Origin of the sequence: Vibrio sp. Vb339 (assembly GCF_902751245.1) — a bacterium.
GTDB classification, from domain to species: domain Bacteria; phylum Pseudomonadota; class Gammaproteobacteria; order Enterobacterales; family Vibrionaceae; genus Vibrio; species Vibrio coralliirubri.
The window spans coordinates 202,108-226,803 of sequence record NZ_CADDIS010000001.1 but is presented as its reverse complement, the minus strand read 5'-3'; the positions used below and the strand labels follow the sequence as shown (position 1 = coordinate 226,803).

The following is a 24,696-nucleotide window of genomic DNA, read 5'->3' as shown; positions in this document are numbered from 1 at the left end:
TAGGTGTGGTGAAAAGGCCGTTATTTGATAAGGAATGTTAGCTCAGATAAGTAGAGGTGCTTTGTTGCTATTGAATACTTGGCTAGGAACTTATGTAGTATCTCATCTCAATGAGTTGATGTTCTCCGACGATTTCCACTTCACGAATGAACTCAAAGCCGAACTTTTCATAGTAATTCTTTAGGTATTGATGGGCGTGGATTTCAATGACTTTGGCACTATGTTCAGAGGCGTGTTTTAGAAGTGCGCTAACAATTTTAGACGCGATACCAGATCCTCGATAAGGCTGTAGAACCGCAACACGTGCCATGGTTGAGTGTCCTGATTCATCAATGTGCAAGCGTGCCGTCGCGACTAAATTATCTTCATCGGTGATGAGTGCATGATGTGATACTGGGTCTAACCCATCAAGATCTAATACCTGTGGGATACCTTGTTCAACAACGAATACTTGATGACGAATGGACTGTGCTTTCGTTATCAATTCTGGGTTGTTACCAATCACCAATTCCATTTCATTGCTCCATGCTGCTAACGAATGTTTTGAAAATACCCTATTTGTGAGGGGCTGTACGTTTGTAACTTGTCCTTAAACTAAGGCTTTTGAATAGCTGCTTGTCTCTATATCGATGATCTCTACGGTCAGTGAAGCATTGGATAGTGGAAGAGCAAGTAATTGGTCCAAAATGGACTTGGAGAGCATCGCTTTAACGCTTTCGTTACGCCCAGACAAAATACGCACAGAGACATGCACGAAGTCTTCTTTTACTTCACCGGTTTGGTAATGCTGATAGGCAAGGCTGCGTACTTTGATGTCTTCTCCTGTTGGTGAGAACAACTGAGACTCCATCGCGCCGAGAAACACTTTTTGGTTGAGTTGCTGACCATCAATAGTGGATGAATGTTCGATAATACAATGCGGCAAACTGACGTCCTTTCTGTGCTTTATGGAGACCTAAAATTAAGGCCAATGTGACTCTCTTGTTGAGAATGACATTGGCCTTTAATGCTGACTCGTGACGGCTTTCTCGGTAATAAGCCGATCAGGCAATCACCAAAGCGGCCAGTACTGTCAGCTATTACGCTTGGTTAAGTACTTCTGCTAAGCGTTTTACCGCTTCCGTTAATTCTTCTGGCTTGGCGTTGGTGAAGTTTAAGCGCAGTGCGGCTTTGGCTTCATCGGCCTTTGGATAGAATACTGGGCTTGGTACTACCGCTACACCATTCGATAGTAGAGTTTTAGCCAGTTCGAAGGTGTCACACTCTGGGATCTCAACCCAAATGAACATCCCGCCGTCTACCGCTTTCAGTACACAGTCAGCAGGCAGTTGTTTCCCTAGCTCTGAGAACAGCACCTCATAACGAGACTTGTACAGGGTGCGAATGTTTTCCATGTGTACGTTGAAGTCTTCATGTTTTAGAAGACCAACAAGCAGCGCTTGCATTGGTACACTTGAGTGTAAATCCGCGCCTTGCTTCACTTTGATCAGTGGCTCAAGGTAGCTGCGTTTGCCTGTTACCGCGCCAATACGTAGACCTGGCGATGCAATCTTAGAGAATGAACGAAGAACGATAGAGTTATCAGGGCAGAAAGAAGAAACCAACGGCAGTTCTGTACCTGTGAAACGTAGCTCACGGTATGGTGCATCTTCAATGAATGCCACGTTGTATTTGATACACAACTCAGCCACTTTTTGACGAGTTTCTGTTGCCCAGCACACGCCGGTTGGGTTGTGGAAATCAGGCACGGCATAGAACATCTTCGGTGATTGCTGTGCAAAGCACGTTTCCAATTCATCTAGGTTCGGGCCAAATTCGGTTTGAGACACGGTCGCAATGTTTGCTTGAACTAGGCCAAACACCTGCATCGCACCTAAGTAGCTTGGCGCTTCCATCACAACCACATCACCCGGGTCAACATACGCACGCGCAATCAAATCCAAACCTTGCTGAGAGCCAGTACAAATCATTGCCGTGTGTGATTCTGGCAATTGGTAGCTTTGTGTTAGGTGGTCAAGCAACGGGCCGTAACCGGCAGTAGATCCGTATTGGAAAACTTCAGGCATGTTCGCTAGGTTTTCTAGCGTTGGCTTCATTAAATCGATTGGGAATGTTTTCTCGTCCGGTAAACCACCGGCCAATGAGATGACATTTGGATCACTTGCAGCTGCGAGGATCTCTCGAATGTATGAAGATTGAATCTGTTGTAATGACTGTGCGATTTCCATGTGTTGTGTCTCGTCGTTTATCGTTTTTATTCTATCGCTTGATATTACACGGCAATTGTAAAAACAAGCGTGTCCGTTTATGCTCTTAAACATGTCCATTTATGCTATTTAAACGATGTCACGTCAACACATATCGAGAATCAATGATGTCTTGTTCCATATTCACCAAGACATCAGTCAGCCTTTGTCTGCCAAAGAGTTATCTGAGATAGCGGCCTATTCAGAACAGCACTTTCATCGCACCTTTAAAAGCGTGGTCGGGGAGTCGTTGCATCAATATATCCGACGCACTCGAATGGAGTATGCGGCCAACCAATTGATGTTCGATACCAGTTCGTCTGTGATTGAGATCGCCCATAAATGTGGCTTTAGTTCTGTGTCTTCGTTTAGTCGAGCATTTAAAGCGACCTTCAATATGTCGCCTGGAGAGTGGCGTAAACACGATTTACAAGTAGCAGAAAAACCCTACTTGAAAGATCCCGAAGTGGCGGCGGGTTATTTGAATGTGGCGCAGCGAGTATTGCCCGAACCCAAGATCGTTGAAGTGCCTGAACGCATGGCGGCCTACGTTCGACATACGGGCTATAACCGATCCATTCGTAATGCTTGGTTGATATTGAAAGCGTGGGCGAATTCAGAACAGCGTGATTTTTCGAGTCAATTTGGTTTGCATCACTCAAACCCTGCTTGGGTTGAAATGGATCAGTGTCGTTATGTCGCGTGTATCGCGATTGATGAGCCGATTAAGTATCGTAGTGTCGTGAACCAGATGGTGATTCCGGGTGGTTTACATGCCGTATTTCGACTGAATGGCCGCTATGGTGAGCTGTTACCACAGATCAGTATGGTGTTAGAAAAGTGGCTACCCACATCTGGCTTCAAACAGCGCTCGACTCCTGCGTATGTGCATTATCATCAGAATCACTTTCTTAATAGTGATGAAATATTCGAGCTCGATTTCTACCTTCCCGTGAGTTTTTACTGAGCCTTTACTAGGTTAACCATTGAGTTGGCTCAGTAATTGGTTTTGTTGTGTTTTGTCGAGCGTGATTTTACTCATTTGTTGTGGCTAATTTGCTCGCTCAATGACAGAAAGGTGTCTTATGTCGATGGTGCGATGGGAGATAAACTTGTTCATGCTCTACTCTAAGTAAATGATGACAACGTACGGATTAAACGATAGCATCCCGCTCTAATTGCAAATAGTTCTTAATATCACTCGCTAGAATATATGACCATTACGCACAAAGATTATCTGAAAATTGCCTTCCCTTTCATCATCTCAACGGTGACACAGCCTCTATTAGGTGCGGTGGATACCGCTGTTATTGGCCAACTTGGTATTGCTGAACTGATTGGTGGCGTGGCGATCGGCACCATCATCATGAACACCATGTATTGGTTGTTTGGCTTTTTCCGTGTTAGTACCACGGGGCAAAGTGCGATGGCACTGGGCAAGGGAAATCGCTCTGATTTGGCGGGTAGTTTGATGCGTCCGTTTGTGCTGTCTGGTTTAGTGGGTTTGATCTTTATCTTGATACAACCACTAATCTGGCAAGGCGCAATGTGGGTGATAGAGCCTGAAGCCAATGTGGCCCAGCACGCGCATATCTACTTCAGTATTTTGATTTATGGCGCGCCTTTCGTGTTGCTCAACTACACCATTATTGGTTGGCTAATGGGGCAGGCGAAAGCCAAAGAAGTTCTTTATACACAAGTGTTTGGTAACGTGTTGAACATTGTCTTGGATGCGGTGTTTGTACTTTATTTTGACTTGGGTGTCGCAGGTGTGGCTTACGCCAGTTTGATTGCACAAATTACCACCTTTGCGATTGGTGTGACCTTGGTGATGAAGACCAGCAATATTTCGATCTCTGAGTTCTTGCAAGGCTCGAAGATGACCAAGAAAGACCTATCGACAATCATCTCATCGAATACTGATTTATTGCTTCGTACTATTTGTATCTTGGTGTTCTTCAACATGATGGCGCGTACTGGCTCTAAACTGGGTACGGATGTTCTAGCGGCTAACGCGATCTTGATGCAGGTGACCTTCATAGTCAGTTACATGTTTGACGGTATTGCAAACGCATCGAGTGTGTTTGCAGGTAAGGCGGTAGGTCAGAAGAACCCTTCAATGTTGGATCGCGTATTAAGGCTCAACTTCCAATGGACGGCAGGTTTCATTGCCGCGTTGACGCTGTTGACCTTGGTATTTAAAGACAGCATTGTTTTCTTGTTTACTGATATTCCAGCGCTAGTCGCTCTATATCAAGAGATGGCTCCATGGTTAATCGTGTTCCCGCTAGTGGCTGGCTTTGGCTTAACGGTTTACGGCATCTTTACCGGAACCGGAACCACGCGTCCGGTTAGAGACTCAAGCATCGCGACTTTGTTGGTATTTTTAGCGGTACAGGCATTCACCATCGATATGTGGGGTAATCATGGCCTATGGTTGGCGTTCACCTTGTTTTATCTTGGACGTATTGCCTTCTTGTATCCGTTCATCGCACAAGTTAAGCAGAAGTGTTACCCAGTCGAAGATGCCGCTCAGGGTGCCATTAACTAAGTAACCTAATCACCACCTGTAATACTTTATGAAAGCGCTTTACTATTTTTACACGATAAATTTAGAGAGCGCTTTTTTGTATGTAATGACTCACTATAACTGGTCAATAAAATTGTAAGTAAAACGCGATACAGTTCAATGTTCTCTTTTCATCATGTCGGGTAAATGATAGAGTTGTTATGTTATAACATCTATATATGAGTATCTGCGTGAACGCCCCACTTTTGTCTGTTGACCACCTAACGATCAAAACCTCTTCGAGAACCCTTTTCCAAGATATCCACTTCGATGTTTATCGAGGTGAGCTGTTGGCGATCATGGGTCCTTCAGGTATTGGTAAGTCGATGCTTTCTCGCGCTATTGCGGGGTTTCTGCCAGAGACGGTTGAAGTTGAAGGTCATATTTCTCTATCTGGTGAAGCGGTGTGTGGTTTACCTATGTTGCAAAGAACTGCAGCACAGCGCCCCGCAGTTATCTTTCAAGATGCGCTTCAAGCGTTAAATCCTCTGGTTTCAATAGAAGGCCAACTCTGCCTTGCCTTGACGGGAACTCGCACCAAGCTTAAATCAAAAGACAAAATCAAAATTACCGAGTTGCTGATTCAACTTGGTTTTCCTAATCCAGAAACCATCTTGCCGTTGTACCCGAGCCAAATTTCGGGTGGGCAACGCCAACGTGTGTGTATTGCGATTGGCTTGCTGAGTAACTCCGATATTATCATCGCCGATGAACCAACCAGTGCGTTAGATCCGGTGACAGAGCAAGAGATACTTAAGCTGATTCGACACAATGTTAAACAACGTCAAATTGGTGGTTTACTCATCACCCATGACCTGCATAGCGCGTTGGCGTGTGACAAGTTGTTGGTCATCGATGATGGTGGTGTGGTGGCTTACGGTGCACCGAAACATGCACTTGAGTCGAGCTCTCACGCTTTCTGCTGTTCATTGAGAGACTTAATCGAATGAGCTCGACCTTACCACTAAACTCAGAAGCCTCGCCATTAATGCCAGTGACTGATTCAGAAACACAAACATCGACAGAGATTAAGTTCGACAATGTGAGTGTTCACTACTACTCCGTACCAAGTTGGTTGGGTGGTAAAGCGTTTAAAGCACTGCAGAACATAGACCTTAATGTTGAAGACAAAAGCCTAGCAATTGTTGGGCGTTCTGGTGCCGGTAAATCAACGTTAATTGAACTGCTATTTGGCCTTAAAGCGCCAACCTTTGGTCAAATAAACTTGTTCGGTTATTCGCTCCCAATTCGCGATAGCAAAGCGCAAGCAACGGTGTGTCGGCTGATTCAATTGGTGCCACAAGAGCCCCACACTAGCCTCAACCCTTACTATACCGTTCGACAGATCTTAGCCGAACCGTTAAGCAACTTAGATGTTTCGGGTAATCATGAAGCCATCATTGAAGAAGCGCTGTCAGACGTTGGATTGCCTGCCAGTTTGCTCTTACTGAAGCCTAATCAGCTTTCTACAGGTCAAGCTCAACGTGTGGCTATTGCTCGGGCTCTTGTCGTTAGACCCGCAGTGCTGGTGGCCGATGAACCTACTGCTAGCCTTGACCCTGTGAATCGTCAAAGGTTGTTGGACTTGGTTAATTCATTAAAAAAGAAGCGCGATATGCGCCTTATTTTGGTTACGCACGATTTAGGTGCCGCAAAAGCCCTTTGTGAAGAAATACTGGTACTCGACCATGGTGAAATGGTCGAGCACGGACCGACCGATCAAGTGATGAATAAACCTGCTCATCCTGCGACTCAGATGCTGATCGAGTCTCAGCCTCTTTCAAAATCTACTTGTTAAACACAACCTTATTTATCAAAAAATACAGCTACAGAGAAAAAATAATTATGCGTTTTAATTCAATCAAACTGGCTTGCGCGCTTGCGTTGGCTCTGCCTTTGACGGGCTGTTTTGACTCTCAACCAGGGTCGAGTGATGCCGCAGTAAAATCTGAAATTCGAGTTGCGATGATGCAACCGCCAAGAACGGGTTTATCGCCACTTTCTGATGACGCTTTTAAGTTATCTCGTTGGAGCACAGCAGAAACTCTGGTTAACCTGAGCCCAACCTCAGAAGCACAACCTATGTTGGCAACGGATTGGAAACATCTTGATCCTCTGACTTGGCAGTTCACGATTCGCCAAGGCGTTAAATTCCATGACGGTTCGACATTAACGGCAAACTCTGTAGTGAACTCTCTACAAAAAGCGCTTGAAGCAGCACCTAAGCCACGCATCCTAGATGGTGTAGAGCTAGAAGTGAAAGCGATGGACAACTACCGCGTAGAGATCAAAACCAGCTTTGATGACCCTCTTCTACCAAGTCGTTTATCAAGCCCTCAATTAGCGATTCTTGCAGCAAGTGCGTACCAAGAAGATGGCCGTGTTATCCCAACAGGCGCGGGTACTGGCCCGTTTGAATTGACTGAAATTAACGGTACAACAAGCGCGAAGCTAAAACGTTTTGATGGCTACTGGGGTCAAAAAGCACAGGTTGAATCTGTGATTGCAGAATACGTTCCGAACGGTTTTGCGCGCGCTGCGGCTCTAAGAACCGGTACGGCAGACATCGTAGAAGCGGTACCCGTTTCACAAATCGCGACCATTGATCCGAACCTGCTTTACGAAGTAGCAATGCCTCGTACTAACACGCTTTACCTGAACAATAAGTCAGGTGTATTTAGCGATATTAACCTACGTAAAGTCGCGGCGGCTGCAGTAGACAGAGAACAGATCGTTAGCACTGTTTATGAAAACCACGCTGATATCGCACAAGGTCTATTAGGCCCTGCGCTTGCTTGGGCTGAGCCAATTCGACCTGAAGGTCAGGCATTGGACAAGACTCTAAAAGCGAACGGTGAAAGCATTGTTATCGGTACCTTTACCGACCGAGCTGAGCTTCCAGAAGTAGCAGCGCTGCTTAAACAGCAACTTGAAGCGGCAGGTTTCAAGGTTGAGTTAGATATCCGTGAATACGCTCAGATAGAAAACGACGCGCTATCAGGCAAGTTCGATGCGTTCATCCTTTCTCGCGCAACGGTTCTAGATTCGGGTGATCCGGTGGCTTACATGATGAGTGACTTTGGCTGTAAGGGTTCATTCAACCTTGGTCAATTCTGTTCTCAAGAGGTAGATAAAGCACTGGCTCACGCTGACCTACAACCGCTAGGTGCACTGCGTCAGCAAGCGATTATCGAAGCTGAGCAAAAAATCTTGAACGACTTTGCTGCTATCCCACTGCTTCACGAGCGTGTGATTCAAGGTGAAAGCGAGCGCGTAAGCAATGTGGTTCGTGACCCAAGTGAGCGCCGTTTAGTTGACCAAACTACACAGCTCAAACAAGCGAAACAGGCTAACTAAATAGATGCTATCTGCTGAGACTCTGCGTCGAACCTTATTTCTCTTGACGCCTTGGTTATCAAGAATCGCCTCGCTGATTGTGGTGGTGATTCTTGTTGGCTTGATGCCTGATATTGCGGGTATCGACCCAAGCCAATCTATTTTGCGTGCGAGGGCGGGGCAACAACATTTGCTTACGCCTGAAGCTCTAGCAGCGGTACGAGCTGATCTTCAGCTTGATCGTTCGGCAAGCGAACGCCTGATCGACTGGGTAGGAAGTGCCTTTTCGGGTGACCTAGGGAAATCATGGATTGATGGTTCTTCGGTTGCACTAGGTATTCAAAAGACAGCGTCGACGTCTCTGTTTCTGATGTCGAGTGCACTTGTGATGACTTTCGTGCTGTGCGGTGCAGGCTTGCTTGCTACTTTGCGCAGTTGGAAGAAGGGCAAACTGGGGCAGAGTTACAGCAGTTTAAGCACCGTATTAATATCCTTGCCAGAGTATGTGGTGGCCTCGGTATTAATACTGGTGTTCTCTATCTGGTTAGGTTGGCTGCCGCCGTATGGTTGGCAAAGTTGGCAAGACATATGGCTACCGAGTTTAGCGCTCGCATTGCCCGCTAGTGGCCTATTTAGTCGCCTACTTAGAGACAGTTTACAACGCGTTCTTAATGAACCTTGGGTGATCACTTGGCTCAGCGCCAACGTTCATTCCAATCAAATTATTCGCTTTGCGCTGAAAAGAGCGCTGAGCAGTCTGATCCCGCAAATTGCGATGATCGTGATTGGCTTAACTGGTGGCGCAGTCGCGGTTGAGCTTATCTTCTCGATCCCTGGTATCGGGCGCATGATTCTTGGTGCAGCCAAGGCGCAAGACTTACCAACGCTGCAAGGCGGCTTATTGGTGTTGCTGCTATTTTCAATTGCCGTGAGCAGCATGAGTTTGTTTGTTCAGCAATTGATTCTTGGCCACAGCCTGAAAAGCGGCAAGCTCATCAGTAGCCACTCTTCGTTTCGTTTTACCCAGAACCGCGCAAAGCGTGTCACTGCTTTTGCGATCTTCTCTTTCCTAATTGCTATCGTTGTATGGGCTACATTCCGAGACCCATACACTAGCCAGTTTGCACGCTTAGCATCGCCGAGTTGGCAAGCACCTTTGGGCGCAGATGGCATTGGTCGAGACCTACTGGCGAGAATTGGTTCTGGTATGATTGCGACCTTCCAAGCCGGCATATTGGCAACGTTCTTGAGCTTGGTGACGGGCATCATCATGGGTTTCAACACCCGCTTTAGCCAAGGCCTTATCGAGATCACTAAGGGTATCCCATACATCATTGCAGGCTTGCTTGTTGCAGGTTTAACGGGGATGAATCCGAACAGCGCATTAATCGCGATTGTATTGGTATCGTGGGCGCCGCTAGCTGCACACTGCTCAAGCTTGATCGTAGAAGCCAAGGCTCAACCTTATACACACCTCGCGCCACTATGGGGCACCAGTAAGCTTAGAATCTTCCGTTTCTACTTGCTTCCGTATGTGTTGCCACCGTTGTTAAGACACGCGATGTTGAGGTTACCGGTCATCACTTTAAGCCTGACCTCGCTGAGCTTCATCGGGTTAGGGGCTAAGCCACCAACACCTGAATGGGGTTTGATGATCGCAGAGAACCTTCCATACATTGAGCGCGCGCCATTAGCAGTCATGGGGCCAATTGTTGGGCTGATCTTGTTGGGTGCAGCCATTAACATGATGTTTGATGACTAACGTAAAGATCCGGTCGCTGAGGTTTCTAAATTGACGATCCGATTGGGTATTCGATTTAGCATTTATGTTGTAACCTTAGCCCTGCTTTTTAGAGACGCTTTTTGATCGGTTCGAAAGTTAAACAGGCCCTAGTTAAGTGTAAAGGATTCAACATGTATCTCGTTTTGTATTGTCACAATATTGGTATGACCGACTTTTCTTTCTTTGAGACGGAAGATTTCGATAAGGAAGATGGCTATATCGTGCGAGGCAAATGGCCGAACGAGAAAGCGTTCCGTGATTACTTAACCAAAGAGTTTGGTGACATGAACGAGTTCCAAGTGATCGACTTAATCGCCAAAGGCGCAGAAGCAGAACACTACTCGCCAGAAGAGTTGGTGCGCTTAGCTCAGTAGCCGCTAGCTCAGCAATATCTAGCTCGGTAATACGTTTTAAATCGAATAAACAAATGGCAGCCTGATTGGGCTGCCATTTTTCGTTTTAAGCTAGAGCATGTTGCTCGCAGTATGAGTGGATCTACTGCGCCACTTCGTCCACCAAATACAAGATTGATTGATACGGAATGCCACTGTGGTGCGATAAACCGATCTCACAGGTTCGGCTGTTACTGAAGCCACGAGTACAGTTGTTCGGTACTTGTTCCTTGAGTGGGTGTACCGCCGCCTCATTCAGCTCTGGTGTAGTGAAGCCTTTGTCACCTGCCCAACCACAACATTGAATATGCTCTGGAACAATCACCTCTTCGGTACACGCTTTAGCAAGGTTTAACATCGCGCCTTCTAAGCCCATTCGACGAGAGCTACACGTGACATGCAGCATCACGGTTTCTTGTAGCGGCTCAAGCGTCAGATGTTCAAGCAAATATTGATTCACAAACCCTGTTGGCTCTAACACCTCTAATGGCTTGGTGAACTGTTCAATACTGCGTTTGGCACACGGACTGGTGTCCATCAATATTGGGTATTCACCCTGACGACTGGCTTGCCATAGCACTTCTTCCAACTGCTGAGCCTTCGACTGTGCTAAGTCGGTCATTCCTTTGCTGTCGTAAGGCATACCACAGCATTGGTCATCTAGCTTCTTCGGAAGAATCACCTCAAATCCCGCTTTGTTGAGCAAAGACATGGTCACTTCAGTTAGAGGACGTTGGTCGCCTGCATCGCTTTGCTGCCCCATGGTTCGACTTGCACAGGAAGGGAGGTAAACCACCTTCTTATGATTGCTTGAAGATTCTGCCGTCACGGGTGATGAGGCAAGCGAGTGACTATTGGATTGCGGCATCTCAGGCATCCAAACCGGTGTCGCGCCTTTAGTCACTGAGCGCAAGCCATTGGTTAGCTTGCCGACTGTATTCGCACCTAGAACCTTACTCGCCACTTGATTAGTTTTGAGGCCAGCCTTAGTCAGCTTGGTGGTGGTCGAGAAGTGCTCCGCTGTCCACTTAGCAATTGGTGTGAACTTCTCATATTTGGCGATACGAAGCTTCTTCACTAAATCGCCAGTGTTGATGCCCACTGGGCAACGCTCCGCACACAGGCCTGTTGCGGCGCAGGTATCAATGCCTTGGTATTCAAACGTCTTCTCTAGCTCGCTGGCTTCTATCTCTTCACCTGCTGCTCGGCGGCGTTGTAGTTCGCGATATAAAACAATACGTTGGCGAGGTGATAAAGTCAGCGTGCGAGAAGGACAAACAGGCTCACAGAATCCACACTCAATACAGCGGTCGACAAGGTCGTCGGCGGCAGGCATTGGCTTTAAGTCTGTGATGTGGGAATTTGGATTGTCGTTGATGATAACGCCGGGGTTAAGCAGCCTTTTTGGGTCGAACAATGCCTTGATCTGTTGCATCAATGCATAACCATCTTTGCCCCATTCTAATTCCACATAAGGTGCCATGTTTCGGCCCGTGCCGTGTTCCGCTTTCAGAGAACCTTGATATTTCACGGCGACGAGCTCGGCTACGTCATCCATGAAACCGCCGTAACGGTCGATCTCTTCTTGGCTATCGAAGCCTTGGGTAAACACAAAGTGCAGGTTGCCTTCGAGTGCGTGACCGAAAATGATCGCCTCGCTGTAGTCGTATTTGTCGAACAGCTCTTGCAGCTCTCGAATGCCGTTCGCAAGGTTCTCTACTGGGAAAGCCACGTCTTCGATGATAACGGTTGTGCCAACTTCACGAACGGCCCCAACCGCAGGGAACATGCCTTTTCGAATGCCCCATAGGGTTGCGACAGTCTTCGGATCGGACGTGAAAGGGACTGATTCAACAATTGTGTATTCAGTCAATGCATCCAAAATTGATTTACATTGTAAATCTAAGTCCTGCTGGGAGCTGGCGTGTGATTCAACTAAAATCGCTGCGGCTTCCAAGTCCAAGCTTGGCATAAATGCAGGCATACCCGGTTTATCCGCGACAGAACGTAGCGCCCTGCCATCCATTAACTCAACAGCAGCAACCGGCGTTTTAGATAGCGTAGTCACGGCTTTACTTGCTTGTTCTATGTCAGCAAACACCAACAGAGCCGAGGCTTTGTTTGGATGTTCGATAACCGTGTTATAGGTAATCTCAGCAATGAAACCTAGTGTGCCTTCTGAGCCAATCATTAGGTGTTTTATGATCTCAATTGGGTCGTGGTAATCGACCAATGCATTGAGCGCGTAGCCGGTGGTGTTTTTAAGACGGTACTTGTGGCGGATTCTGTCTGCGAGTTCTTGATTCGAACTAGTCTGTCTGTGTAAATCAACAATGCCTTCAAACAGTGCTTTGTGTGATTGCTTGAATGCTTCAACGCTGGCGTTATCTGCAGTATCAAGCAGGGAACCATCACTTAATACGATTTTCATGCTCTCGACGGTGCGATAGGAGTTTTGCGCAGTACCACAACACATACCGCTGGCGTTGTTCGCGGCAATACCGCCAATTTTACAGGTGTTGATAGAGGCTGGGTCTGGGCCGATTTTACGTTGGAAAGGGGCGAGGTATTTGTTGGCATCAGCGCCAATTACACCGGGTTGCAGGATGATTTGATTGCCGTTATCGACAATCTCGTGGCCGCGCCAGTCGTCGGTCAGTGTGATGAGTACCGAGTCTGAAACGGCTTGTCCTGATAGGCTGGTACCCGCGGCGCGAAACGTAAAATGAATACCCAGTTCACGACAGCTTTGAATCGTGAATATCACCTCGTCTAAGTTTTTAAGCCTTAGAACCATTTTCGGCACCAAGCGATAAAAACTCGCATCGGTGCCGTAAGCCAATCGCTTTGCCTCTTGCGTGACAATGCGTTCCGTTTCTATTCTTTGAGCCAGTATCGCTTCAAGCTGCTGATAAGCTTGTGCATCTACTACTCGCTTATGGGATGTGTTTGTCTCCATCTTTGCTTCCTTGTGCTTCTTATTTGGCACTGGTTAGGGCGTGTTGACCTTTCGTGGTTAAATTTTGTTCGCATGGGGACGCCTAGTCAAAAGCGTTTTAATCGCGGCGAGGGAGAAGTAGCCTAGTCACTCTAAGCAAATCCCCCTCAACAAAGAGTAAAACGCTTTTTGCGGGGGCGCCCAGCTCGAACCCTTCGGGCAGCGTTTGCTGGCCATTTCTACTGCGTTATCGGCTTCTCATGTAGGCTAGCTACACATCGACGCCTCTGCCTTGTATAAATACCTAGCAACTCGCTGCAAAAATCAGCTCGAAAGATCAACACGCCCTAGTTTTTATTTTATTTTCCAGTGCTTAAACGGTGTCACAACGGCAGTGGAATTGCTGTGACACCGATTGAACTTCAGTCTAAGTAGGCCAAAGCATGAGTCCGAATCTGAATCCGAACATGAACCTGAGTCGTGGCGGGTTAATCTAATCCCACCAAAGATTCACGAGTTAAGTCTTTGATTGTCTTAGCGCCAGTTAGAGTCATCGCAACGCGCATCTCTTTGTCGTACAGGTCGAGTAGGTTTTCAACGCCTGCTTGCCCTTGCGCTGCTAATGCGTAAACGAAAGAACGGCCAAGTAAGGTGCAGTCTGCGCCCATCGCCATCATGCGCACTACATCTAAGCCAGTACGAATACCAGAGTCGACCAAAATCTTGGTGTCGCCTTTTACTGCATCTGCAATCGCAGGTAAGGCTTTGGCACTTGATAGAACACCATCAAGCTGACGACCGCCGTGGTTTGAAACTACGATACCGTCTGCACCAAATCTTACGGCGTCTTTTGCATCTTCTTCATCAAGAATGCCTTTAATGACCATCGGGCCGTCCCAGAAATCACGGATCCATTCTAGATCTTTCCATGAAATCGACGGGTCGAAGTTGTCACCCAACCAACCGATATAATCTTCCAGTTTTGTTGGAGAGCCGCGGTAAGTAGAGATATTGCCAAGATCGTGAGGCTTGCCGAGTAGGCCAACATCAACTGCCCAGCTAGGATGACGCATCGATTGAAATACACGACGCATTGCTGCATTTGGACCACTCATTCCTGAGTGCATGTCACGGTAGCGAGCGCCGGGTACTGGCATATCCACGGTGAAGACCAGCGTTGTGACGCCAGCGGCTTTAGCGCGTTCAAGAACGTTCTTCATGAAGCCACGATCTTTTAATACGTAAAGCTGAAACCACATTGGGCGTTCAATTTTAGGTGCGACTTCTTCAATCGGACATACCGACACGGTCGACATGGTAAAAGGGATGCCTTTGTTGTCGGCGGCTTTTGCTGCTTGTACTTCACCACGTCGTGCGTACATACCTGTTAAACCAACAGGAGCCAGCGCGATTGGCATTGCGAGTTTTTCGCCAAACAACTCGGTTTCCAAATTTAGGTCCGACATGTCATTAAGTACACGCTGCTTGAGCGCGATCTCTGCCAGATCGGCCGTGTTGCGGCGTAGGGTATGTTCTCCGTAAGAACCGCCGTCAATGTAGTGGAAAAGAAACGGTGGCAATTTCGATTTTGCTGCGGCGCGGTAATCAGTCGATGCGGATATGATCATAATTTCAGTCCTAAATTCTTGGGATGATGCCCTTCTATGAGAGCTTGGTTTGGGCTGCTTTAATTCTTGAAAGTAAGTGTTCTGTCTTGCTTGAGCTTCTAAGTAAATAAGCTGTAAAGCGGGAAAATGGCGTTAATACCCGAGGGTGTTGATGTGTTTCAGTATCCATTCCGAAACTCATTAACTGTCTTATTAGACGGTGTTGCAGTCGGGGAATTGAGTATTAACGCCAAGTGCTTTTGTAACGACTTATGGTTTACATAAGTGCGTCTGTCATTTTGAATCCGTAGATAACCACTAGACCAATGATGCCTGTCATTACCAAGTAGTAGAACGTTGGAATGATTGTCTTACGTAGCGTTGCACCTTCACGTCCTAGTAAACCTACTGTTGCCGATGCCGCTACTACGTTGTGAATCGCAATCATGTTACCTGCTGCTGCACCAACCGCTTGCAGAGCGACAACCACCGCACTAGAGATAGTCAGAGTTTGTGCTACTTCGAATTGGAACTGGCTGAACATCATGTTTGAAACTGTGTTCGAACCTGCAATGAAGGCACCTAACGCGCCAACCGTTGCACTTAGTGCTGGGAATGCGCCGCCAACTAGGTCAGCTGCAAAGTTCGCAGTCGTTACCGGCATACTGGCCAAATCAGCGCCGTTCACGCCAGAGTTAATGAAGATACGTACCATCGGGATGGTGAACACCAACACAAAGCCTGCGCCAATCAGTGTTTTACTTGATTCACCAAACGCTTTAGCTAGTGGCGTTGCACTACGAGATTGCATGAGAACCGCAACCAGCGCGACGAAGACCAAGATACCGCCCGGTAGATACAGAGGTTGAATCGCAGTGCTTACGCCAGTCTCGCCTAGGATGTTGCTGAACGATAAGCTCACGCTCTTAAGTAGGCCTTTGAACTCAGGGCTTACACGGCTAGCAACTAGAGTGACAGCGAGCAGCACGTAAGGTGCCCATGCCATCGCCATACTCATCTTTTTATGATCTTTGTTGTCGTCTAAATCGATCTTCAAAGAACCTAGCCATTCTGCTGGCCACTTGTCTTCACTTTCGAAATCCCATTTTGATTTTGGTACGAGGAAGCCACGTTTTGCTGCAGTAACCACAATTGCTAGGCCAACCAGACCACCAATCAGTGATGGGAATTCTGCGCCTAGGAAAACGCCCGTTAATGCGTAAGGAATAGTGAACGCAGCACCTGCGAACAGTGCGAACGGCAGGATATCTAAACCTTCAGTCCAGCTTTTGTTCTTACCGAAGAAGCGAGTCAGCATCATTGCCATCAATACAGGCATCATCACACCAACAGAAGCATGAATTAGCGCAACGCTTGACGTGATTTGTTGTAGATAAGCATCCCATGTTGAGCCATGAGCAATCAGGCTTTCACCGATGTTGTGCGTGTCCAAACCTTTGTTCACACCAACGATAATTGGAGTACCAACCGCGCCAAATGATACTGGCGTAGATTGGATCATCATGCCCATCAGTACTGCAGCAAGCGCAGGGAAGCCGATAGCAACCAGCAGTGGTGCAGCGATGGCAGCAGGTGTGCCGAAGCCAGATGCGCCCTCAATGAATGAACCGAAACACCAAGCAATGATGATTGCCTGAACACGACGGTCAGCGGATATATCAGTAAATCCGTTGCGGATAGTGGTGATGGCTCCGGTGTGTTTCAAAGTGTTTAATAAGAAGATGGCGCCGAACACAATCCAGAGAACCGACACGGTAATGCCGAAGCCTTGGAATACAGAAGCCAGCACGCGAGTGCCAGACATGTCCCAAGCAAGTAGGGCGATAGCAACGGTTAAGGCAAATGCCACAGGCATCGCTTTTTTTGCAGGCCAGTTAAGGCCAACCAGCAGAATCGCTGCAACAACTATTGGTGAAAATGCCAATAGGGCTAGTAGAGTTTCACTCATGGGTACTTCCTCGTACTGTTTTCAAACGTTCATGTTTGAAGTAAAGATCACGTTATGGTTTGTCATTATTTGAATCGCTTTGGCCTCTAAACGGGAACCTTCTTTAGGCGAATCTTGTAATTGGAATGACTGTTTTTGTAATTGTTTTGTTAATTTGGCGTGAATTTACCCCTTTATTTTTTATTGATATAGGGAAATAATGAAAATAATTAATTCCAAAATTGGCATAATCAGATGCGAGCAGACGATTTGATCCTGTTTTCACAGGTGGTAGAACTGGGCAGTTTCAGTAAGGTGGCAGAGCAAAATAACCTTACAAATTCGGTAGTTAGTAAAAGAATTGCGCGTTTAGAGGAAGAGATTGGTGTGCAATTATTATATCGAACCACGCGTAAATTGACCCTGACTGAGGCGGGCAAGGCAATGTTACACGGGGCCAAAAATGTGAAGCAGGCAGCTCAAGAGGCTATGGACGCAGTTTCAGGCTTTGGTGAAAATGTCAGTGGTCATATCAAAATGTCAGTGCCTACTATCTCCGGAGATTTGATTCTCGCAGACGCTGTGGCCGAGTTTTGTAATATGCACCCAGGTTTAACGGTCGATATGTCTCTGAACAATCGCTTTGTCGACTTGGTAGAGGATGGTCTCGACTTGGTGATTCGAACCGGCTACTTGGAAGATTCAAGCCTCATTGCCCGTCATATTTTGGATTCTCAATGGGTGGTGTGCGCTTCTCCATCTTATATTGCTAAGAACGGTAAGCCGATGTTACCTAAAGACTTGGTGCAACATAACTGTCTGCAATACGCGTATCAAACAACGGGTGCCAGTGAATGGCAGTTCCTGCATAGTAAAGACGGATGTACTGACAACGACAAATACATCGTGCGTGTCTCGGGTTCATTTTCTACCGATAACGCCACGGCACTTCGTAAAGCGGCGTTGGGCGGCCATGGTGTGGCGTACGTGCCACGTTGTCTGGTTTATCACGATATTCGTAATGGTCAGCTGGTGGATATCTTCCCTGACTTAGTGGGCAAAAAGCTCGGTATTTATGCGGTGTACCCTTTTACGCGCCAACCACCGAACAAGATTAAGTTATTGATTGAACACATCAGAACGCGTTATCTGACGATTTCACATTATTTTTAATAAGGATCACGATGAGCTATTTAAAAGAGTATCAATATCCAGTCACCAACAAACAGATCGTCAGCGATGACTATTTTGGCCAGATAATCGAAGACCCGTACCGTTGGTTAGAAGACGACAGAAGTGACGAAACCGCGCAGTGGGTAGCGAGTCAAAATGAGGTCACGTTCGACTACCTTGCTCAAATCCCGTATCGCGCAGAACTGCGAGAAAGACTGGCGAAAGCACAAGACTACAAAAAGAGCTCGCAGCCATTTGTTCGAGGTGAGTACACCTACTTCTATAAGAACGATGGTCTGCAGAATCATAGTATTCTCTATCGTCAGAAAGAGGGGCAGCCGGTTGAAGTATTCCTAGACCCGAACACTTTCTCGGAAGATGGAACGACGTCTCTGGGCTCGGTGTCGTTTTCGAAAGACTATAGCTTAGTGGCGTACAGTATTTCTGAGGGTGGCAGTGACTGGCGTAAGATCTTCGTGATTGAAACTGAGACTAAGCAGCAGCTCGAAACGGAAATTACCAACGCCAAATTTACTGGCATTTCTTGGTTGGGTAATCGTGGCTTTTATTACTCTAGCTATGACAAGCCAGACGGCAGCCAGCTCTCTGCTCGTACTGAGCAACACAAGCTGTACTTCCATGAGTTGGGTACAGAGCAAGCTAGCGACAGGGTAATCTTTGGTGAGAGCAACGCTGAACAACACCGTTATGTGTCGGGCTACACCACGGAAGACGATCGTTACTTAATTATTCTTGGGAAAGAGTCGACATCAGGTAACAGACTGTTCTATATCGATTTAGATTCAGAGGCGCAATCGTTGAACACGCTGATTGATCATGTGGATAGCGACACTTACCTCATCGATAACCAAGACCAAGTCTTCATCTTATATACCAACTTAGATGCGCCAAACGGCAAGGTCGTGAGCTTTGATACCAGTGATGGAAAGTGGCTTGATATCATCCCTGAGAAGCCACAGCCATTGGACATCAGTACTGGTGGTGGTTACTTGTTTGCGCACTACATGGTGGATGTGGTGTCTAAAATTGATCAGCTGGATTACCAAGGTAACTTAGTTCGAGAACTTCACATGCCTGGGATGGGAACGGCCAGTGGCTTAGGTGGTAAAAAAGAGCAAACCCAGCTTTATTACACCTTTACCAACTATGTCACGCCGCCAACGATTTTCTCATTCGATGTCGAAACTGGCCGTTCAGAAATCTATCAGCGCTCTGAGTCTCCGTTTGAATCGGACAAATTCGAGTCTAAACAGGTCTTCTATACCTCAAAAGATGGCACACAGGTTCCTATGCTTATCTCTTATAAGAAGGGATTAAAGCTGGACGGTAGTAACCCAACCATGTTGTACGCCTATGGCGGCTTTAATGTCAGTCTGACGCCTTCTTTCTCAGGTACGGTCGGCAGTTGGTTAGAACTGGGTGGGGTATATGCCGTGCCTAACTTACGTGGCGGCGGTGAATACGGTAAGGCATGGCACAAAGCTGGTACTCAACAACAGAAGCAAAACGTATTTGACGACTTCATTGCTGCTGCGGAGTTCTTAATCGAAGAAAACTACACCAGCAGTGATACGTTAGCGATCCGCGGCGGTTCTAACGGTGGCTTGCTAGTAGGCGCTTGCATGACACAAAGGCCTGAGCTGTTCCAAGTGGCTCTGCCTGCCGTTGGGGTGTTGGACATGTTGCGTTACCACACCTTCACGTCTGGTGAAGGCTGGGCGTACGACTACGGCACATCAGCACAAAACAAAGAGATGTTTGAATACTTACTTGGCTATTCTCCCGTTCACAATGTGGTGCGTGGCATTGATTATCCGGCGACTCTTGTTACTACGGCTGACCATGATGACCGCGTGGTGCCTGCTCACTCTTATAAGTTCATTGCAGAGCTGCAAGACAAGCATGAAGGTGGCGCACCCGTGATGATTCGTATTGATGTTAATGCGGGCCATGGCGCCGGAATGCCGCTCAGCAAAGCGATCGATCTCACCGCCGATATCTACGCATTTACTCTGTTCAATATGGGGATTGCGTCTCTAGATTCACTTTAACGAATGCTTGATTCTAGATAACTGGGTATTTTACTCAGACCAAGAAGCCTCAAAATCTGCCTTAGATTTTGAGGCTTTTCATATATATGAAAACCAATCAAAACTGCGTCATATTTCCTTCACTTTCACACACTGTTTTCCGTGATAGCCGCCACCAATACTGATGAAATGAAAGCGATTTCAAGCTGATATCTCACGCAATATCAACCCTAACTTGTTGATCTTAAATCAGTAGTTTTCGTCATGGATATTCTAAAAGTTTCATGGCATTTAGGCTGATTTATCAGTGTGAACAGCGACCAACTTTTCAACGCTTTCATTGCTTAATATTTCCCTGTTCGATGAAAACTCAAAAAAATAATAGGGAATTACAATGCAAAAATTTAAGCTTTTGCCAATAACAGTCGCAGTGGCGGCCTCGCTTGCTTCACTCTCTTCTTTTGCTGCTGATACTGATATCGAAGCATTAGAAAAACGAATTCAAGAGTTAGAATCTAAGGTTGTGGATATTGATTATGTTAACGATCAACAGCCCGCTGTCCTTACTGCAGAAACTAAGGTGCCAGAAGGCATCGTCTTCTCTGGTTATGCTCGTTACGGCGCTCACTACAAGAGCGGTGATGAGCGTTACGTAGACATCGGTACAACAGGTCGTTCTGTCGGTCGTTTGGGTAACGAAGCCAATGGTGGTGAGGTTCAGTTAGCTAAGCTTTTCCAAGCTGACAACGGTGCGATTTGGGACATCGTATTCATGGCTGACCACTGGGAAGCAGATGCTTGGGCTGATGACGGCGGCCTGAGCATGAAAAAAATGTACGCAGGTGTAACCAATGTATTTGAAAGCCAACCTGAGCTTTACATGTGGGCTGGTCGCGACTTCCATCAACGTCCGCAACAAGGTTTGAACGATTACTTCTGGATGTCTCACGATGGTCAAGGTGCTGGTTTTAACAACCTAGATTTCGGTGGTGCCAAGCTAGACATGGGCTTTGTTGGCCAAGTGAAAGGCGGCCTCGTAAATGACAACGGTCGATACGCAGTGACCGCGAAACTACACAGCATTGACGCTGGTATTGGTAACCTAGATTTCTACGCGAACTACGGTTTTGCATCGAGCGAAGCGGATACGTCGACGACAACTGAATACGTATACGACCCACTGACAGACAAGATGGAGCCAGTGGTAACGCAGGGAGAAAAAGTCAGTGACGAAACGGCTTACTTAGTAGGTGCGACGTTAGGCTTAGGCGATTCTAACCGATTAATAGTGAAATACGGTGACGGTGCGGATTCATCAGTATTCGACCTAAAAGGTGACTACCAAACTTTGTACGCAAGTGTGGAAGGTAGTTACGCAGCGACAGATAACTTCATCATCGATTACTTAGTGTCGTACAAAGACAACTCTGGCTCAGACTTAGATCGCGAGAACACGGAATACGCTGGTATCGTTCGTCCACAATACCAATGGGATGATGTTCATTCTACATGGTTAGAAGCGGGCTACGGCATGGTTGATTACGATGACGACGGTGAAGAGAACGCATGGAAAGTAACGCTTTCTCAAAACGTTTCTCTAGGTGGTTTACCTTGGAGTCGTCCAATGCTTCGCTTCTACACAACCGTGGGTGATGTAGAAACGAAAGGCAACACAGTGAAGACGACTAATGTTGATACATTGTCGTTCGGCGCAATGTTTGAAGCTTGGTGGTAATCGCAAGCTAGCAACAGCAGCTCTTTGAATTCGGCATATTTTCAAAGAGCCTGTGTTTAAAAGTAGTAAAGACTGTCCATTTTAGCCCTAAAGGCAGATTGATTAGGGCACGTTTCAATTAACTCCATTCTTGGGCACATTTTTGTGCCCTTTTTTTCGTTTTGAATTTCTATTCTATTATTTTGGATTTCCTCTCCCTCTGCTCTCCATGACATCTTCAATACCTCGTTTCATATTATTTTAATGTATCTCGCGTACCCTGCTTTATCCCTAGTAATTGTAATGGCTAACTCGCGTCGTAGCCCTTGCATATCAATAGCCTAGATAGTGGAAAATATTCGATACCCATCGTATTTGATACGCCAATAGGTGTGTTAAAACCCTTCACGGAACTAAGGTTTTTAACAAATCTGACTCACGATGGATTCATGATTCCATGAAACAGTTTCATGGAGTGAAGTGAATCTGTAAGCGCTTTCATGATTTCCACAACTGGCATTTTTACCTCCAACTTTAGTGTGATGACACTCACTTCAACTAAAACGTAATTTCTTAATAATCGTTTTGTAAGCGGTTACAAGCTAATGAAGTATCGAGGTTCGAGTGGCGACAATTAAACACGTATCAGAACATGCAGGTGTGTCTCAGGCGACAGTGTCTAGGGTTATTAATGGCACTAGCAGAGTGAGTCATGACAAGAAGTTAAAGGTTGAAAAAGCGATCAAAGAATTGGGTTATCGCCCAAATTCTATCGCTCAAGCTTTGGCTTCAAGTCGTACCGGAAGTGTTGGTGTGGTTGTTCCAGAACTGGGCGGTTCTTTCTATTCAGGCATCTTGCATTGCATAGAAGAAAACCTACGCCGCTTTGGTTACCACGCTGTTGTTACAGCGGGTTCGAACACCGAACAAGGGCAGCGAGAGTCTGTGGAGTTTCTGTTGGGGCGTCGTGTTGATGCTTTGATTCTTCATACTCAACTGCTCAGTGATGATTATTTAATTGAATTGGAAGAACAGGGGACCCCTGTGGTTTTAATTAACCGCTTCATCCCAGAAATGGCGATGAGTTGCATTGATATTGATAACGAAGTCGGGGGGCTACTCGCTACTCAATATCTTTTGCAAAAGGGACATACAGATATCGCGTGCATTACCGGGCCTTTAGATAAAGCAGATGCTAGGGGGCGTTTGCAGGGGTATCGAAAGGCCTTGGAAGAAGCGGGTGTGCCATACGATGAAGCCTTAGTCTCGGAAGCGGGCTTTACTGAAGAGACGGGCATCAGCGCTATGAAGAAGTTGATGAATCGTAAGTGTCATTTCACAGCAGTATTTGCTTCGAATGATCACATGGCATTCGGCGCCTTTGAGGTGTTGCATCAAGAGGGACTGTCAGTTCCGAAAGATGTATCACTGGTGGGCTTCGATAACACCATCTTCGCGCGCTATCTGACCCCTAGTTTGACCACCATTAATTTCCCTATTGAAGAGATGAGCGTTGAAGCAGTACAGCTCACTCTACAGAAGCTAAAAAAAATCAAACATGACGTGAACTTTAAATTGCTGCCGACGTTGGTCACTAGAAACTCGGTATCGGATTTACCAGTTACCCTATAAAAATATTAAGGATAGAACATGAAATTTAAGACCTTGGCGCTCTCATGCGCGGTTGCTTTAGGATTAGGTACAACAGCTGTGAATGCGGCTGACAAAGAGATTCGTTTCGACGGCTTCCCTGATTTCGATAGCAGCTTGAAGGTGTTACTGCCTGATTTCGAGAAGAAGACAGGGATTAAAGTTGATTACCTTATGAACAACCATGGTGACCACCACACGAAACTAACGACTAACCTAGCTACGGGTTCTGGTGCTGGCGATGTGATTGTTGTCGACGTTGAGAAAATTGGTCCATTCGTTGGCTCTGGCGGTCTAGTTAACCTGTCTGAAAACTACGGTGCAGATAAATACGAAGAACGATTCGCACCTTACGCATGGGCACAAGGCAAAGGCGCTGACGGCGACATGTACGGCATTCCTGTCGACCTAGGTCCAGGTGTTATGTACTACCGCACCGACGTATTCGAAAAAGCGGGCATTGATGTAGAAGAAGCAATCAAAGATTGGGATTCATATATTGCTGCTGGTGAAAAATTAAAAGAGCAAAACGTACAACTTATTGCTTCAGCGGCAGACGTAGCACAAGCAATCATCTTCACGACCGTTCCTGAAGGTGAAGGCCTTTACTTTGATAAAGATGGTAACCCAGTTGTGACATCAGAGCGTTTTGTTCACGCTTTTGAAGTTGCAAAAGAGATTCGCGACAAAGGCTTAGATGGCCGCATTCTGGCTTGGTCTAACGAATGGTACGAGGGCTTCCGCAACGGCACATTTGCAACTCAACTTTCTGGTGCTTGGCTTCTTGGTCACCTAAACAACTGGATTGCACCTGAAACTAAAGGCAAGTGGGCAGTAGAAAACCTACCTGATGGTATCTACGGCAGCTGGGGTGGTTCATTCCTTTCAATTCCAACTCAATCAGACAACCCAGATGAAGCTTGGGCGCTTATTGAATACATGACGACTGACCGTGAAGTACAGCTTAAGCACTTCGAAACGATTGCTGCTTTCCCCGCGAATACAACAACGTATGACGATGAGCTTTTCCAAGAAGAGATGGAGTTCCTAGGCGGACAAAAAGCCCGTCTTCTTTTTGCTGAAGTGGCACAGAACATCAAGCCAGTCTCTCCAGCACAAGGCGACCACGTTGCACGTTCTATCATCTTAGAGAACGCATTGATGGAAGTACTTGATGAAGGTAAGGACATCGAGACTGCGCTTAAAGAGGCAGAGCGTCTAATCAAGCGTCGCACGCGTAATCTTTAATTTGTTATTACTTTGAGTAAGTGAGGAGGCGCGGATAGCGC

General features: G+C 46.6%; 18 protein-coding genes. 12 read left to right on the top strand and 6 right to left on the bottom strand.

Translation table 11 applies throughout. The features are described 5' to 3' along the window. Positions 1-82: 82 nt before the first annotated feature. From HRQ85_RS01010 to HRQ85_RS01000, 3 genes are all read right to left on the bottom strand, one after another. Positions 83-514: a GNAT family N-acetyltransferase gene (locus tag HRQ85_RS01010; RefSeq protein ID WP_050712239.1), complete on the bottom strand. Its 432-nt coding sequence runs from the start codon at positions 512-514 to the stop codon at positions 83-85. Between the two features lie 75 nt (positions 515-589). Further along, a complete protein-coding gene (locus HRQ85_RS01005; RefSeq protein WP_017065054.1) occupies positions 590-925 on the bottom strand; it encodes a 5-carboxymethyl-2-hydroxymuconate Delta-isomerase in 336 nt (111 codons plus the stop codon). Positions 926-1,079: 154 nt separating this feature from the next. Next, positions 1,080-2,228, bottom strand: a complete 1,149-nt coding sequence (locus HRQ85_RS01000; RefSeq protein ID WP_172378422.1) for an aminotransferase-like domain-containing protein — start codon at positions 2,226-2,228, stop codon at positions 1,080-1,082. Between the two features lie 115 nt (positions 2,229-2,343). Between HRQ85_RS01000 and HRQ85_RS00995 the strand changes: the two genes are divergently transcribed. The 7 genes from HRQ85_RS00995 to HRQ85_RS00965 all read left to right on the top strand — a co-directional run bounded on the left by HRQ85_RS00995 (position 2,344) and on the right by HRQ85_RS00965 (position 10,308). Beyond that, positions 2,344-3,213 carry an AraC family transcriptional regulator gene (locus HRQ85_RS00995; RefSeq protein ID WP_172378421.1) on the top strand — a complete coding sequence of 290 codons (870 nt, stop codon included), beginning with the start codon at positions 2,344-2,346 and terminating at the stop codon, positions 3,211-3,213. Positions 3,214-3,459: 246 nt separating this feature from the next. Continuing rightward, a complete protein-coding gene (locus HRQ85_RS00990) occupies positions 3,460-4,797 on the top strand; it encodes an MATE family efflux transporter (protein ID WP_172378420.1) in 1,338 nt (445 codons plus the stop codon). Between the two features lie 209 nt (positions 4,798-5,006). Beyond that, positions 5,007-5,765, top strand: a complete 759-nt coding sequence (locus HRQ85_RS00985; RefSeq protein WP_048613312.1) for an ATP-binding cassette domain-containing protein — start codon at positions 5,007-5,009, stop codon at positions 5,763-5,765. After that, positions 5,762-6,613: an ABC transporter ATP-binding protein gene (locus HRQ85_RS00980; RefSeq protein ID WP_172378419.1), complete on the top strand. Its 852-nt coding sequence runs from the start codon at positions 5,762-5,764 to the stop codon at positions 6,611-6,613. The genes HRQ85_RS00985 and HRQ85_RS00980 overlap by 4 nt, the downstream gene beginning before the upstream one ends. Positions 6,614-6,660: 47 nt before the next feature. Then, on the top strand, positions 6,661-8,172 hold the full coding sequence (locus HRQ85_RS00975) for an ABC transporter substrate-binding protein (protein ID WP_172378418.1): 1,512 nt from the start codon (positions 6,661-6,663) through the stop codon (positions 8,170-8,172). A gap of 4 nt (positions 8,173-8,176) precedes the next feature. Further along, positions 8,177-9,913, top strand: coding sequence for an ABC transporter permease subunit (locus HRQ85_RS00970; protein ID WP_172378417.1), 1,737 nt, complete (start codon positions 8,177-8,179; stop codon positions 9,911-9,913). Between the two features lie 152 nt (positions 9,914-10,065). Then, positions 10,066-10,308: a hypothetical protein gene (locus HRQ85_RS00965; RefSeq protein ID WP_017061558.1), complete on the top strand. Its 243-nt coding sequence runs from the start codon at positions 10,066-10,068 to the stop codon at positions 10,306-10,308. A 121-nt stretch (positions 10,309-10,429) separates the two neighbouring features. Here the strand turns inward: HRQ85_RS00965 and HRQ85_RS00960 are convergent, their stop codons facing one another. The 3 genes from HRQ85_RS00960 to HRQ85_RS00950 all read right to left on the bottom strand — a co-directional run bounded on the left by HRQ85_RS00960 (position 10,430) and on the right by HRQ85_RS00950 (position 16,840). Further along, complete coding sequence (locus tag HRQ85_RS00960) at positions 10,430-13,285, bottom strand: FAD-binding and (Fe-S)-binding domain-containing protein (protein WP_172378416.1); 2,856 nt, start codon at positions 13,283-13,285, stop codon at positions 10,430-10,432. A gap of 467 nt (positions 13,286-13,752) precedes the next feature. After that, the gene (gene lldD, locus HRQ85_RS00955; RefSeq protein ID WP_050620158.1) at positions 13,753-14,892 is read right to left on the bottom strand and encodes an FMN-dependent L-lactate dehydrogenase LldD; all 1,140 of its coding nucleotides are present in this window, start codon (positions 14,890-14,892) and stop codon (positions 13,753-13,755) included. A gap of 256 nt (positions 14,893-15,148) precedes the next feature. Further along, complete coding sequence (locus HRQ85_RS00950) at positions 15,149-16,840, bottom strand: L-lactate permease (RefSeq protein ID WP_050643635.1); 1,692 nt, start codon at positions 16,838-16,840, stop codon at positions 15,149-15,151. A gap of 234 nt (positions 16,841-17,074) precedes the next feature. On the opposite strand from HRQ85_RS00950, the gene HRQ85_RS00945 reads away from it, so the two are divergent. The 5 genes from HRQ85_RS00945 (at position 17,075) to HRQ85_RS00925 (ending at position 24,655) form a co-directional block, all read left to right on the top strand. Then, positions 17,075-17,992, top strand: a complete 918-nt coding sequence (locus HRQ85_RS00945) for a LysR family transcriptional regulator (protein WP_048611944.1) — start codon at positions 17,075-17,077, stop codon at positions 17,990-17,992. A gap of 11 nt (positions 17,993-18,003) precedes the next feature. Then, positions 18,004-20,064: a prolyl oligopeptidase family serine peptidase gene (locus tag HRQ85_RS00940; RefSeq protein WP_172378415.1), complete on the top strand. Its 2,061-nt coding sequence runs from the start codon at positions 18,004-18,006 to the stop codon at positions 20,062-20,064. A 373-nt stretch (positions 20,065-20,437) separates the two neighbouring features. Continuing rightward, the gene (locus tag HRQ85_RS00935; RefSeq protein ID WP_050647511.1) at positions 20,438-21,778 is read left to right on the top strand and encodes a carbohydrate porin; all 1,341 of its coding nucleotides are present in this window, start codon (positions 20,438-20,440) and stop codon (positions 21,776-21,778) included. A gap of 603 nt (positions 21,779-22,381) precedes the next feature. Further along, positions 22,382-23,389 carry a LacI family DNA-binding transcriptional regulator gene (locus HRQ85_RS00930; RefSeq protein ID WP_017097774.1) on the top strand — a complete coding sequence of 336 codons (1,008 nt, stop codon included), beginning with the start codon at positions 22,382-22,384 and terminating at the stop codon, positions 23,387-23,389. Positions 23,390-23,407: 18 nt separating this feature from the next. Continuing rightward, positions 23,408-24,655 (top strand): ABC transporter substrate-binding protein, encoded by a 1,248-nt coding sequence (locus tag HRQ85_RS00925; RefSeq protein WP_048611935.1) that lies wholly within the window; start codon positions 23,408-23,410, stop codon positions 24,653-24,655. Positions 24,656-24,696 lie beyond the last annotated feature (41 nt).

Excerpts from the sequence above, each read along its gene's own strand:
- HRQ85_RS01010 (WP_050712239.1), bottom strand. The coding sequence starts at position 514 with ATGGAATTGGTGATTGGTAACAACCCAGAATTGATAACGAAAGCACAG.
- HRQ85_RS01000 (WP_172378422.1), bottom strand. The coding sequence starts at position 2,228 with ATGGAAATCGCACAGTCATTACAACAGATTCAATCTTCATACATTCGA.
- HRQ85_RS00995 (WP_172378421.1), top strand. The coding sequence starts at position 2,344 with ATGTCACGTCAACACATATCGAGAATCAATGATGTCTTGTTCCATATT.
- HRQ85_RS00990 (WP_172378420.1), top strand. The coding sequence starts at position 3,460 with ATGACCATTACGCACAAAGATTATCTGAAAATTGCCTTCCCTTTCATC.
- HRQ85_RS00980 (WP_172378419.1), top strand. The coding sequence starts at position 5,762 with ATGAGCTCGACCTTACCACTAAACTCAGAAGCCTCGCCATTAATGCCA.
- HRQ85_RS00975 (WP_172378418.1), top strand. The coding sequence starts at position 6,661 with ATGCGTTTTAATTCAATCAAACTGGCTTGCGCGCTTGCGTTGGCTCTG.
- HRQ85_RS00970 (WP_172378417.1), top strand. The coding sequence starts at position 8,177 with ATGCTATCTGCTGAGACTCTGCGTCGAACCTTATTTCTCTTGACGCCT.
- HRQ85_RS00965 (WP_017061558.1), top strand. The coding sequence starts at position 10,066 with ATGTATCTCGTTTTGTATTGTCACAATATTGGTATGACCGACTTTTCT.
- HRQ85_RS00960 (WP_172378416.1), bottom strand. The coding sequence starts at position 13,285 with ATGGAGACAAACACATCCCATAAGCGAGTAGTAGATGCACAAGCTTAT.
- lldD (WP_050620158.1), bottom strand. The coding sequence starts at position 14,892 with ATGATCATATCCGCATCGACTGATTACCGCGCCGCAGCAAAATCGAAA.
- HRQ85_RS00950 (WP_050643635.1), bottom strand. The coding sequence starts at position 16,840 with ATGAGTGAAACTCTACTAGCCCTATTGGCATTTTCACCAATAGTTGTT.
- HRQ85_RS00945 (WP_048611944.1), top strand. The coding sequence starts at position 17,075 with ATGCGAGCAGACGATTTGATCCTGTTTTCACAGGTGGTAGAACTGGGC.
- HRQ85_RS00940 (WP_172378415.1), top strand. The coding sequence starts at position 18,004 with ATGAGCTATTTAAAAGAGTATCAATATCCAGTCACCAACAAACAGATC.
- HRQ85_RS00935 (WP_050647511.1), top strand. The coding sequence starts at position 20,438 with ATGCAAAAATTTAAGCTTTTGCCAATAACAGTCGCAGTGGCGGCCTCG.
- HRQ85_RS00925 (WP_048611935.1), top strand. The coding sequence starts at position 23,408 with ATGAAATTTAAGACCTTGGCGCTCTCATGCGCGGTTGCTTTAGGATTA.